Source organism: Phenylobacterium sp. (assembly GCF_004799395.1).
In the GTDB taxonomy this organism is placed as follows: Bacteria; Pseudomonadota; Alphaproteobacteria; order Caulobacterales; family Caulobacteraceae; genus Phenylobacterium.
The window spans coordinates 21,540-32,975 of sequence record NZ_SSMZ01000210.1 but is presented as its reverse complement, the minus strand read 5'-3'; the positions used below and the strand labels follow the sequence as shown (position 1 = coordinate 32,975).

Sequence of the window (11,436 nt, the reverse complement as noted above, 5' to 3'; positions counted from 1 at the left end):
CTCGTCCTCAATCGCCTACTCAACGGCTTCGAAGGCAAGCTGACTTCCTCGAAGTACGCGGCGCTCGCGAAGTGCTCTCAGGATACGGCATCACGGGACATCAGTGATCTGGTCAAACAGGAGATGCTTGTGAAGGACGCTGCCGGCGGCCGCAGTACGAGCTACTCTCTGGCCGAGGTGGCATAGCGCGGGCGATCCTACTGGAGCAGTCTATTGAGCGGCAGTCTCCTGGGTCATCGCCATAGCCGAAGAGGTTGCCGCTGGATGTCCGCAACCTGCCACGCCAAAGAGTCATAGTCACTGCGTCGGAACACGAGCCTCCGGCCCTTGCTTTCAAAGTGCAGGCTCGCGCCCGGACTGCGCGCGCAAATGCACACCGGATTGTCTTTGCAACTCACCGAGCACGCCAAAGAGATTGCGAGCGTTCGGATTTCCGCTCGGCCCAAACATCCGCATGAGGCTCTTGGGCGGTGTGCCCGTCACGGTTCCCAGCTTCTCAAATCCAATCGTCGCGTTGATGTAGTCGCGCAAAACGGCCTTACCCGTCTCGATGTCTCCACCGAGAAAGGCATCCACGCTCTCGGCGAGGAGCGCCGCTGCAAACGCAGGGTCCTGCTGGACTCGAAGTTGAACGGTCTCTTTGAACGAACGGGTTAGTGGCATCTCACGCCTTACCTTTCTTTCGACTCTTGTAGTCATCCCAGCAGCTCTTCGCGTCGTCGATGTCGCGTTGCGACGCAGTGAATTTGCCGGGTTGGTTCGGCCCACGGATGGCTGGCCATCGCGACGCGTCGGGCGGTCGCTCAAAGAGTCATAATCACTGCGTCGGAACACTAGCCAGCGCCGTCGTCCAGCCGCGCATGCGCGCCGTGAAGGCCCGTCGCTTCCATGATGAGTCTCGTGATTTCGGCCGGATGAGAGATCATCGACAGATGGCTGGCCTTTACCTCGATGGTCTTGGCGCCCATGCGCTTGGCCATGAACCTTTCGAGATCTGGATTGATTGTCCGATCTTCCGTCGACACGGCATAGAAACTGGGCTTCGAGCGCCAGGCCGCCTGCGTGGTCCTGCCGGTCAGCAGCGTCCTGTTGAAGGGCTCCTGGGTGGCATAAAGCACCTTCGCTTTCGCTTGCGGCAGGTCGCCGGCAAAGTCGCGTAGGAACGCGGCCTCGCTGAGGCGACCCTCATCGCCATCGAACACGATACCGGCGGTGGCCGGCGGCGTCGGAAAGCCCTTGGCCAGCGCGGCGTAGTCTTCGCCCGCATCCGGCGCCCGCGCCGCCACATAGACGAGCGCCGAGACATTGGGATGCAGGCCGGCCTCGGTGACGATCATCCCCGAAAAGGAATGCCCCACCAGAACCGTCGGGCCATCCTGCCGGGCCAGCACGCGCTCGGCCGAGGCCACCGCGTCGGGCAACGTCGTCAGAGGATTCTGCACGGACGTGACGTTGAGACCGGCCGCCTGCAGACGTGCGATCACCTGCGACCAGCACGATCCGTCAGCGAATAGCCCGTGTACGAGGACGACGTTGCGCGCCTTCGGCGGCGCGGACGCGGCGGCCAGGCCCGGAGGGAGGCTAAGCGAAGCCGCGGCGCTAGCGCTCAGGGTCGCCAACAGGACGCGTCGGTCTATCATCACGACCTCCATGCCATCACCTGAGAGGGTTATGTGGGCGCACGCCAAAACGGTCGCTAGAGCACGCCCGCCGATTGCGCGCCGCCAGCGTCCCGGGCGACAGATCGGGCGTCAGGCTTTGGCGCACAGCCTTGGGCTACGCCGAGCGGTTCGCGCCGGACGCCAGGCTGAGCGCGATGAAATCCAGGAAGGCGCGCACCTTCGCCGGCAGTTGGCGGCGCGAGGCATAGTAGGCGTGGAGCGGGAAGCGCTCCTCCGCCCAATCACCCAGCACGGTGACCAGGCGACCGCTGTCCAGCCAGGGCTCAAGCCCGAGTTCAAAGCTCTGGAAGAGGCCCAGTCCCGCCTCGCAGGCGGCCAGCGCCGCCGAGGGATCGTCCAGCACGAGGCGGCCGGCGACAGGGACTTCGATCGTCTTGCCGCCGCGGTGGAACTCCCAGGTGAATGGCCGGCCGGACTGCGGATCACGGAACAGGATCGCCTCGTGCCTGGCGAGGTCGGCGGGCGCGCGGATCGCGGGGCGGCCGGCCAAGTAAGCCGGGTTGGCGACCGTAAGGATGCGCGTCTCCGATAGCTTGCGAGCGATCAGGCCTGAATTCGGCGGCGGGCCGAAGCGCAAGGCGAGGTCAACCCCGCCGCCCAGCATCTCCTCGAAGGCGTTGGTGACCCGAAGCTCCAGGGAAAGCTCCGGATAGCGCGCCAGCAGCGCCGGCAGTCGCGGCGCGAGCACGATGCGCGCGAACCACGGATCGACGCTCAACTTCAATCGCCCACGGACCTGGGTGGAGTCGGCGGCGGCTGTCTCGGCGGCCTCGGCGATGGCGGCCAGGAGCGGCGCGACCTCGGCATGGAAGCGCGCGCCGGCCTCGGTGAGCGCCACCATGCGAGGATGCCGGTCGAAGAGCCGCGCGCCCACCCGGGCCTCAAGCCGCGCGATGGCCCGGCTGACCCCCGATGGCGTCAATCCGACGGCTTCGCCCGCGCGGGCGAAGCCGCCGTTTTCGACGACGGCGGCCATCACACCGACCCCCGAGAGCAAGCGCGCGTCGAACATCATGGCTGAATTTCCGTCATCATTGGGATGACAAAGATGCGTTGGATTCCGGCTTAGACAAAGCGGATCGTGGCGCCTTCCAACCTGAGGAGTTCGCCATGACCTTGAATGAACAACGCATCGTCGTGCTCGGCGGCACGTCCGGCATAGGCTTCGCGGTCGCCAAGGCCGCCGCTGAACAGGACGCGAGGGTCGTGGTCGGCTCAAGCTCTCAAACGCGGGTGACGGCGGCGGTCGCGGCCCTGGGGCCGGGCGCGGAGGGCCGAGCGGTCAACCTTTCGGACGAGAGGGCTACGGAAGCGTTTTTCGAGGCGGTGGGTGAGTTCGATCACCTCGTCTACACGGCGGGAGAGCCCCTGGACCTCCTGGAATTGGACGCCGATCTCGCCAAGGTCCGCCGATTTTTCGAGCTGCGATACTGGGGCGCGCTCACCGCGGCGAAATACGCGCGCAAGTCGATCCGGGACGGCGGCTCCATGGTGTTCACCTCCGGCACGGCAGGAGCTCGGCCGCTCGGCCCAGGCTGGGCGGCGGCGTCGAGCATCTGCGGCGCGATGGAGGGGCTCACTCGCGCGCTGGCCGTGGAACTGAAGCCCCTGCGGGTGAACTGTGTCGCGCCCGGCGTCGTGATGACAGACCTCTGGGCCGGCATGGGCGATGCCGCACGCGACGCGTTCTACGCCTCCGAGGCCGCGCGACTGCCGGTCGGCCACGCCGGCCGGGCGGAGGAGATTGCGGAAGGCTACCTCTATCTCATCGGCCAGACCTACGTGACGGGCCAGGTGCTGCACGTCGACGGCGGCAGCCTCCTCACCTAGGCGGCGTAGGGATGATGGAGCGAAGCCCGCTCGCGGTGCAGACCGGGCCGGGACGTTTGACATGATCAACCGCCGCTTGGTGTCGGGCTCGGTTTCTGGAGTCTGGCCAGGCGGCGGACCTGCGCCCTGAAAGCAGGTCTAGCCGGCGTCGCGCCAGCGGCTGACCAGGGTCGCGACGTCGGGCCGCTCGCGCTCCATCGGCGGTTCCCGAGGCGTCCCCATCAACACGAAGCCGGCCACCCGTTCCCCAGCCGAGAGGCCGAGGACGGCGTTGGCCTGGGCGTCGTAGGCATACCAGTCGGTGATCCAGTTCGCGCCGTAGCCCAGGGCCTGGGCCGCGTAGAGCAGGGTCGTGCAGACGGCGCCGGCGGACAGCTCCTGTTCCCAGGCGGGGATCGAGGCTTCCCGGGGCGAGGCGATCACCGCCACGCAGAGCGGCGGAATCTTCAGCTTGCCGAGCTTGGCGGCGGCGGTCTGGTCGCCCCGCGAGAGGGCGAGCGCCTCCAGGCGCGCGGCGAAGGCCGCCTTGGCCGGTCCCTCGAGGATCACGAAGCGCCAGGGGGCCAGCTTGCCATGATCGGGAACCCGCGCGGCGAGGCGCAGCAGGGTGTCGAGCTCGCCGGCGTCCGGCGCCGGTTCGGCCAGGGTGACGGCCGAGGCGGACCGGCGGGTGGCCAGGAAGCGCAGGACTTCGGGCGCCGGCGCTTGAGGGACGGGCGCGCCGAATTGCGGGGCGGGCGGCAAGGCGGCGGTCACGGGAGGGCCTCGTGGGCTTAAGAAGACGATAGGATGGCTCCTTTATGGGTGCGCCCGCCCGCACCGCAAGGAGAGGCGCTTAAAGGATGGCCGACAAACCCGCCTGGCTGCAGCCGCATGGCGAGCCCTGGAAGCCGGGGGTCGAGCGCCTGGCGTTCGAGAGCGGCTGGATCCGGGTGATCGAGCAGACGGCTATCGCGCCCACCGGCCGGCCGTCCCCCTATGGGTTGGTTCGGTTCAAGAACCTGGCGGTGGCGGTGCTGCCGATCCATGAGGACGGGACCATCGTGCTGGTGGGTCAGCACCGGTTCCCCTTGGGCGACTACAGCTGGGAGCTGCCGGAGGGTGGCGCGCCGCTGGACGAGGATCCGCTGGAGGGCGCCAAGCGCGAACTGGCCGAGGAGACCGGACTGGCCGCCGCGGAGTGGCGCGAGGTGATGCGCGTGCAACTGTCCAACTCGGTCACCGACGAGCGCATGATCGGCTTTCTGGCGCTGGGGTTGTCGCCAGCGACCGCGGGCCATGCCGCCGACGAGACCGAAGCGATCGTCATGGCGCGGGTGCCCTTCCGCGAGGCGCTGGACGCGGCGATGGCCGGATATCTTCCTGACATGCTGACGGTGGCGATGCTGCTCAGGGGCTACCATATGGCCCAAGAAGGGGCTTTGCCGGGCGCTTTGGCGCGGGCCATGCTAGGATAGGGGGACGCCTGATGGGGCGGGAGGACCAGATGAGCCAGCAACAACGCCTGGAAATCGTCGACCCGGCCGAAGCGCCGCCGGTTTGGGCGGCGCTGCGGAACGAAGCCGAGGCCGCGGGCCAGAAGGAGGCCGCGCTGGCGAGCCTCTTGGCCGCCGTGATCCTGAACCACAAGACGCTGGATGGCGCGCTGAGCTATCAACTCGCGCGCAAGCTGGGCGACCAGGAATTGCGCGCCATGAGCATCCGCGAGATCGCCGAGGACGCCTACGCCGCCAATCCGGCCCTGGTTTCCACCGCCGAGGCCGACCTGAAGGCGGTGTTCGAGCGTGATCCGGCCTGCAAGGGCTACCTGCAGCCGTTCCTGTTCTTCAAGGGCTTCCTGGCGCTGCAGACGCAGCGTGTGGCCCATTGGCTGTGGGAAGAGGGCCGCGAGACGCTGGCGCTCTATCTGCAAAGCCGGATGAGCGAGCTCTTCCAGGTGGATATCCATCCTGCGACCCGTATCGGGCGCGGCGTCTTCATCGACCATGGCACGGGCATCGTGATCGGTGAGACCGCGGTGATCGGCGACGACGTCTCCATGCTGCAGGGCGTGACGCTTGGCGGCACGGGCGCCGAGCGCGGCGACCGCCACCCGAAGATCGGCAAGGGCGTCCTGCTGGGCGCTGGCGCCAAGGTGCTGGGCAACATCGAGATCGGCGATTACGCCAAGATCGCCTCGGGCTCGGTGGTCCTGAAGCCGGTGCCGGCGGGCTGCACGGCGGCGGGCGTTCCGGCCCGCCTGGTCAACTGCCCGACCTGCGACGAGCCGGCCCGAAGCATGGACCACACGCTCGCCGAGACGGTCTACGACTACGTGATCTGAGGTTTTACGCCGTTCCTGGTTTTCGTGGGCGGCGTGACCGGCTAGGTTCGCGCCGCTTTTGAGGCTCAAGGAGTGACGGCGTGGACGAACGAATGATCCGGAAGCTCGAGGGCCACCTGCGCGGCACCTTCGCCAACGCCCGCATCGCGCTGACGCCGCGTCCGAAGCAGAAGGATAGCGCCGAGGTCTATATCGGCGAGGAATTCGTCGGCGTGGTCTTCGAGGACGAGGACGGCGACGGCTCGTTCATGTTCGAGATGGCGATCCTGGCGGAAGATCTGCCCTAGGGCGTCGTGCCCCCTAGCGGATCTGCACCACATTCAGGCTGCCGGCCGGAAGCGCGGGGATTTTCGCGTCCGGCGAGGCGCCGAGCCAGGCTGCCCATTGCTCACGCGGCAGGATGACGACCTGGCGGTTGTGATAGGGCGCGATGTCCGGACCGGGCTCCATGGTCAGCATGGTGAAACGGTCCTCGCGCGCCAGACCGGCGATGCAGAAGAGGCTGTCGTCTGCGGCGGTGAACAGCCATTTCGACTTCGGCGCCCTGGCGCCGGTGAATTCATAGAAGCCGTCGGCGGGGATCAGGCAACGGCCGGTGGCGAAACGGCGGCCGTCCGAGCGGAAGTTGATGATCGGCCCGCCGTTGTGCGGGTTGGCGAAACCCCAGCGGAGCTGCTTCAGCTCGGCGCCGTCCGGCGAGCCCACGAGGATCGGCGCCGGATCGGTCGGGCGGATGGAGTCGCGCGGCTCCAGGTTCGGCGCGCCGGCCGCCCAATGGAGCGGAATGTTCAGCTGGCTGAAGCTGTCGGCGAGGTGGTCGAGCGACTGCTTGAACCGGTACTCGTTGCACATCGTAGTAAGCTTGTTTCTCGATAGGCGGCGCGATACGCCTTAGGTCTTTCCGGCGACGCGCGCCGTCGCCGCCAGCCCCAGGACATAGGCGGCGATATCCGGCGGCCAGTCAGCGGTGAGGCCGGGCAAACGCTCGAAATCCCCCGCGTACAGCGCCCGCACAGCGTCTTCGTAGCCGGGCAGGTTCCCCGCCAGGATCGTCATGGCGCGATAGGTCGCCTCTTGCGCCAGGCGCATGGTGTCGGCGGCTCCGGAATGGCGGCGCGCCTCATCGACCAGCCGCCGGATTGTCGCCGAGGCGCCGCCGGGCTGGGTGGCCAGCCAGGTCCAATGCCGCGGCAGGAGCGTCACCTCGCGGGCGGTGACCCCTAGCCTCGGGCGGCCGCGGACGGGTTTTGCCGGCTCGGCGTCAGGCGCGACCTTGGCTGCGGCCTCGTCCGCTGACCCGCGTAGGTCCAGGTCGACGACCCGCCCCGTCAGGTCCTCCAGGACCAGCAGCGCGTGGTCGCCATGGGCGTGAGCCGCCCGCACGACCCTGGTCAGGTCGCCGCGGGCGATCAGGCGATCGCCGGCGAAGGCGGCGAAGGTGCTCTGGGCGAGAGCTTCGGGGTCGGTGTCACGCTTCATTATTATACCCGGATAATTACCAACGTCGCAGGTCCCTGTGAAGTCCCGCTGCTGGCCAGGGGCGCGACGGGAGGAGGTCAGACGCAGATTTCACCCAACCGCCGCCAGACAGGTTGACGCCGGGGGGTAGGTCTACGCTCTCGTCAGCGCCGCATGGACCGGCAAACTTTCCTCCCCTGGCCGCGGCGGCGGCCTTTCGCGCGTAGGGCGGCATGGCGGAATTCAGGTTGAAACTCCCAGACGATCTCGCGCGCCGATTTGACGGTTGGGCGATCGAACGCGGTGGCCGTTCGCCTGCCGTGCGCCGTCTCATCGAGGTGGCCGTCGGCGTCGACGCCTCGTTGGGCCAGGGGACCGCGCGGCCCGCGTTGCGGCCTGTGCAATTGACAGTCCGCCTGTCGGTCGACGATGGCCAAGGTCTGGACGCGGCTGCGCGCGACTTCGGACTGACGCCCAGTGCCTGGGTCGCCGCCCTCATCCGGCGGCGGCTTCGGGGGCGGCCGACCTTCTGTCGTGCGGACGAGCTATCCCTGTTCGCTGTGCAGATGGAGCTGCGACGTATCGGCGTGAACGTGAACGAAATCGCCCGCGGCCTGAACGCCACCGGGCTTGAGGGCGGCTCGCTCGCTTCGCAGTTGGCCTGTCTCCAAAACCTGCGGGGCGAAATCCGCGCGCAGATGCAGGCTGTCCGACAGGCCTTTGCCGGCAACCTCGCCTACTGGGAGGTCGGTGAGTGAGGGCGTTCCAAACGGTCGCCGGCTTCGAGGACGTCTGGCGCGCGTCGGTGTGGCCGGGGCGCCGGACGCCGGCCGTTCTGCTGAACGCCGTTGGGTCGCAGGGCGACCATGACACCCGTGCGCGTCTCCTGCGCATCGCGGGCCGGGCGCCGGAGGTTGTGGTCAAGATCACAGGGTGCACGCACACGGCGGCCAATCTCCGAGATCAACTCGACTACATCTCTCGAAAGGGCGAGCTGGAGATGGAAGACCGCGACGGTTGTTCGATCGCCGGCCGGAATGCGGTTCGGGAGCTGGCTGACGACTGGAGCGCCATCGCCGAGGTGGATAGCCGTCGCCGCGTCAACACGCCGTTTAGCCTTTCGATCGTGTTGTCCATGCCGGCGGCGACCGATGCCTCAGCGGTCCGCGACGCTTCTCGCGTCTTCGCCCGCGAGCTCCTCGCCGACCCCTTCGACTACGTCTTCGTGCTGCACACCGACACGCGGCAACCGCATGTCCATCTGACCATCCGCGCCCTGGGCGACCAGGGTCAACGGCTCCATCCCAACATGGCGGACTTCGACGCCTGGCGGCGGGTCTTCGCGTATGCGCTCCGCGAGCGCGGCGTTCTGGCTGAAGCCACGCCGCGCCGCGCGCGCGGCGTGACGTTGAAGGCCGGTACGGCGCTGTGGAAGATACGCGAGCGTCAGGAGGCGGGGCGAGGAACGGTGGGACGGGTCCAGCGGGACGCCTACCGCGAGGCGGCGATGGCGGCGTTCGGCGGCGAGGCCGAGCCACGGGCGTGGGAGATCCAGATCGCCCGTCGGCAGGCTCGAATCCGCGGCCTCTACCTGGCGCAGGCCAAGCTGTTGATCGCCTCGGGGGAGCCGGACGACCAGGTTCTTGGGCGCGCGGTCCTCGCTTGGGTCAAGGAGATGCCGCGGGTGGAGAGCCAGCGGCAGGCCTTGGCGCGCCAACTGCTTGCCGCCAACGCCCGCCTGCTGGCGAATGACCTTGACCGGGGCAGGCGGTCGCCAGACCTGGATCGTGGTCGATGAGCGATCATCATGCGCTAAGTTCCTAACGCCCGGGCGAGCCGGCCTCGCCGTTGAGCGTGGGCCGACTGACTAATTCGCGAAAAACCGAGCGCGGAGGTGCGCGGGCGTTTGGGCGTATCCATCGTTGGGGCACGGTCGCCGCGGCGAGTTCCTAAACTCGCGGCCTGCAGCTTCTTTTGGCTATCCGATGCGGCCAGTCTTGCCGGAAGAGTCCCCGTGGGGCGGCTGCGGGGAACAGCCGCCCCTGCGGGACACCTTAGCTCGGGGGGATTAGACGGGTTCGGCGTCACACGCTCAGACTAAAGGTTCTGACGCCGCACGGGGTTCCGCCAGCACCTGCACTTTGCGGGACACCGTGCGGAGCTCGCCCGCCCTTGGAAAATCTGATTGGCGGGCGTGACTTGCCTGGGTGCGGGGCAAACGAAGAAGGAGCCAGGCCAGACCAAGGGGCGTCGGCCTGCGGGTCCGGCGCCGGCACCTTGCCTTGGGCCAAGCGCCGCAGGGCAGGTTCGAGCCTTAGGTCATGCCCCCAACCGCGATGGGATCGCTGGCCGGAAAGGTGGCCGCCAGCGCCTCGTCCAGACGTTTCTCCCGTTCAGCCGCAGTCCGCGCTTCGCCGTCCTCCTGGACGCCTGCCTGGACCGTGCGGGCGTCGACGGGGTCTGGGTCTTGATCTAAGTCCGACATGGCGCGGGTGGGCCCGGGATGACTAGAACGGGTAAAAGCGGACGCTGGTGAAGACGATGTGGTCTGCGGCGCTCGGCGCGACCCCGCCCAGGCCGCTGAGGGCGCTCCGTTCGGTGTAGGAGTACTGCATGCCGAACTCCGCGCGTCCGAACGACCCCTGATACAGCGTCTGCCAGAAGCCTATCGTGCCCTGTAGGACGGACTTGGTGACGGCCGAGCAGGATCCCCCCAGAGTTGAGCACCCCTGAAGGTCCAGCAGCGGGTTCCCATAGCCGAACGTGGCGTTGAAACTCTTGCGCCCCACGATCTCCTCGCCGGCGAAGGCATAGACGTCGAGGGCGTGGGTTGCATGCAAGGTGCCGCCGGCGAGCCACGCCGTCTCGGAGATCGGCGCAATTCGCCCGTCAGGGGCGAAGGTGACGTCGGGCAGCTGGGAGGTGCCGTACCGGCCTATCCCGGATCCGGACAGCGCGGACAATTGAAGGTCGAGCACCCCTGGAACCGCGTCGATGGCAAGACCCCCGCCGACGCCGCCCCCATAGACCGTATCGTCATGGGCTCCGATGCGGTCGGTGAAAGCCCGGCCCAGGCCGAAGAGCTCGAGGTGTAGATTGCGGCCGTAGACGCTCGCCTCATAGGCGGCTTTCACGACGACATCCGGCAGGTGGTTGAGCGAACTGGTCGCCGCAGTCGGCGTGACCGGCGTCCCGCCGCCCGCGGAGACGGGCGCGGTGGCGTTGACCGCGCCGGCGAACAGGCCGGTGCTGTTGGTGATCTGATCGATCACGTTGGGGGGCAAGGCGCCGGCGAAGACGGTCTGTGGATTCTCGACCGAGACCGCCAGCCAAAGCTTCTTGCCGAAATCCTTGGTCACCCGAAACTGCGGTTGCCGGGTCCAGACGAAACCGGGAATGAACTGGGCGTCGATCTGTGGAGGAATGATCTCGTTGCGGGGCGTGATCCCCTTGCCGTTCAGCGTCGCCAGCGACCAGGCCTGGCCGGCGAGGAGATGCCACCCGGAGGTTTCCCAGTCGGAGGTCACATAGAGGTTGCGCAGCCTTGGCGTGAACGAGTTCGACTCGTTGGAGTTGGCGGATTGGGCCGCGCCAAGGAAGTCGATTTCGCCATAGGCCGCCAGGTGGGTGGTCGGGTCCACATCGCCTTGCACCAGAAGACCCAACCTTGACTGGCGAGCACTCAGGCGGTCTTCGCTTTCGTGGGCCATCGGGGACGAGGCGAACGGAATGGCGTTGAACGGCGAGAACATGTCACTGCCAAGCGCGCGCGACCGATACTGGTTGGCGGCCTCCAGGAACCCGGTGGGCGTGATGCTGACGCCCTTGTAGTAGAACGCGTCTGTCTTCGGCTTTGCGGCTTCGACGGCGCTCGCCACCTGGGCAGGGATCGTCTGGATCGCGGCGGCCGCCTGCGCGGTCTGCTCCCTCGCCGTCTGCTGAGCCTGGGCTTGCTGTTGCAGCGCCGAGTCGGTTCGCACCTGCGCCGACGCCTGCTCGTTCAGCCGGCCTTTCAGGAGATCGACTTCAGTTTCGAGGCCGTGGACCCTGTCGGAGAGTGTGGCCACCGCATCCAGCGCGCGCTCGTAGGTGGCGGCGTTCACCACAGGCCTTGCCGTTCGGCGATGGTGAGACTTCGGGGGA

The 11,436-nt window shown here is 67.6% G+C and carries 13 protein-coding genes and 1 pseudogene; 7 read left to right on the top strand and 7 right to left on the bottom strand.

Translation table 11 applies throughout. From position 1 onward, the window contains the following. Window positions 1–186 (top strand): annotated as a pseudogene (locus E8A12_RS13565) (DUF4172 domain-containing protein); the annotation flags it as partial. 147 nt (window positions 187–333) lie between these two features. Here the strand turns inward: E8A12_RS13565 and E8A12_RS13560 are convergent. From E8A12_RS13560 to E8A12_RS13550, 3 genes are all read right to left on the bottom strand, one after another. Next, window positions 334–663 carry a transcriptional regulator gene (locus E8A12_RS13560; RefSeq protein WP_293369587.1) on the bottom strand — a complete coding sequence of 110 codons (330 nt, stop codon included), beginning with the start codon at window positions 661–663 and terminating at the stop codon, window positions 334–336. Window positions 664–833: 170 nt separating this feature from the next. Next, window positions 834–1,652 (bottom strand): alpha/beta hydrolase, encoded by an 819-nt coding sequence (locus E8A12_RS13555; protein WP_293369585.1) that lies wholly within the window; start codon window positions 1,650–1,652, stop codon window positions 834–836. Between the two features lie 124 nt (window positions 1,653–1,776). Continuing rightward, complete coding sequence (locus tag E8A12_RS13550; protein ID WP_293369583.1) at window positions 1,777–2,697, bottom strand: LysR family transcriptional regulator; 921 nt, start codon at window positions 2,695–2,697, stop codon at window positions 1,777–1,779. Between the two features lie 95 nt (window positions 2,698–2,792). Here E8A12_RS13550 and E8A12_RS13545 point away from each other — a divergent pair, with 95 nt between their 5' ends. After that, on the top strand, window positions 2,793–3,512 hold the full coding sequence (locus tag E8A12_RS13545; RefSeq protein WP_293369581.1) for an SDR family oxidoreductase: 720 nt from the start codon (window positions 2,793–2,795) through the stop codon (window positions 3,510–3,512). A gap of 138 nt (window positions 3,513–3,650) precedes the next feature. Here the strand turns inward: E8A12_RS13545 and E8A12_RS13540 are convergent, their stop codons facing one another. Further along, window positions 3,651–4,268: a nitroreductase gene (locus tag E8A12_RS13540; protein ID WP_293369578.1), complete on the bottom strand. Its 618-nt coding sequence runs from the start codon at window positions 4,266–4,268 to the stop codon at window positions 3,651–3,653. An 86-nt stretch (window positions 4,269–4,354) separates the two neighbouring features. Between E8A12_RS13540 and E8A12_RS13535 the strand changes: the two genes are divergently transcribed. The 3 genes from E8A12_RS13535 to E8A12_RS13525 all read left to right on the top strand — a co-directional run bounded on the left by E8A12_RS13535 (window position 4,355) and on the right by E8A12_RS13525 (window position 6,122). After that, window positions 4,355–4,969, top strand: a complete 615-nt coding sequence (locus tag E8A12_RS13535) for an NUDIX hydrolase (protein ID WP_293369575.1) — start codon at window positions 4,355–4,357, stop codon at window positions 4,967–4,969. 29 nt (window positions 4,970–4,998) lie between these two features. Continuing rightward, window positions 4,999–5,835, top strand: a complete 837-nt coding sequence (cysE, locus tag E8A12_RS13530; protein ID WP_293369572.1) for a serine O-acetyltransferase — start codon at window positions 4,999–5,001, stop codon at window positions 5,833–5,835. A gap of 80 nt (window positions 5,836–5,915) precedes the next feature. After that, on the top strand, window positions 5,916–6,122 hold the full coding sequence (locus tag E8A12_RS13525; RefSeq protein WP_293369570.1) for a DUF3126 family protein: 207 nt from the start codon (window positions 5,916–5,918) through the stop codon (window positions 6,120–6,122). Between the two features lie 13 nt (window positions 6,123–6,135). Here E8A12_RS13525 and E8A12_RS13520 read toward each other — a convergent pair whose 3' ends face one another. Further along, window positions 6,136–6,687 (bottom strand): SOS response-associated peptidase, encoded by a 552-nt coding sequence (locus E8A12_RS13520; RefSeq protein WP_293369567.1) that lies wholly within the window; start codon window positions 6,685–6,687, stop codon window positions 6,136–6,138. 39 nt (window positions 6,688–6,726) lie between these two features. After that, the gene (locus E8A12_RS13515) at window positions 6,727–7,314 is read right to left on the bottom strand and encodes a DUF2239 family protein (protein ID WP_293369565.1); all 588 of its coding nucleotides are present in this window, start codon (window positions 7,312–7,314) and stop codon (window positions 6,727–6,729) included. A gap of 212 nt (window positions 7,315–7,526) precedes the next feature. On the opposite strand from E8A12_RS13515, the gene E8A12_RS13510 reads away from it, so the two are divergent. Beyond that, a complete protein-coding gene (locus E8A12_RS13510; RefSeq protein WP_293369563.1) occupies window positions 7,527–8,051 on the top strand; it encodes a plasmid mobilization relaxosome protein MobC in 525 nt (174 codons plus the stop codon). A 242-nt stretch (window positions 8,052–8,293) separates the two neighbouring features. Then, a complete protein-coding gene (locus E8A12_RS13505) occupies window positions 8,294–9,091 on the top strand; it encodes a hypothetical protein (protein WP_293369561.1) in 798 nt (265 codons plus the stop codon). A gap of 709 nt (window positions 9,092–9,800) precedes the next feature. Here the strand turns inward: E8A12_RS13505 and E8A12_RS13500 are convergent. Then, a complete protein-coding gene (locus E8A12_RS13500; RefSeq protein ID WP_293369558.1) occupies window positions 9,801–11,396 on the bottom strand; it encodes a hypothetical protein in 1,596 nt (531 codons plus the stop codon). Window positions 11,397–11,436: the final 40 nt, after the last annotated feature.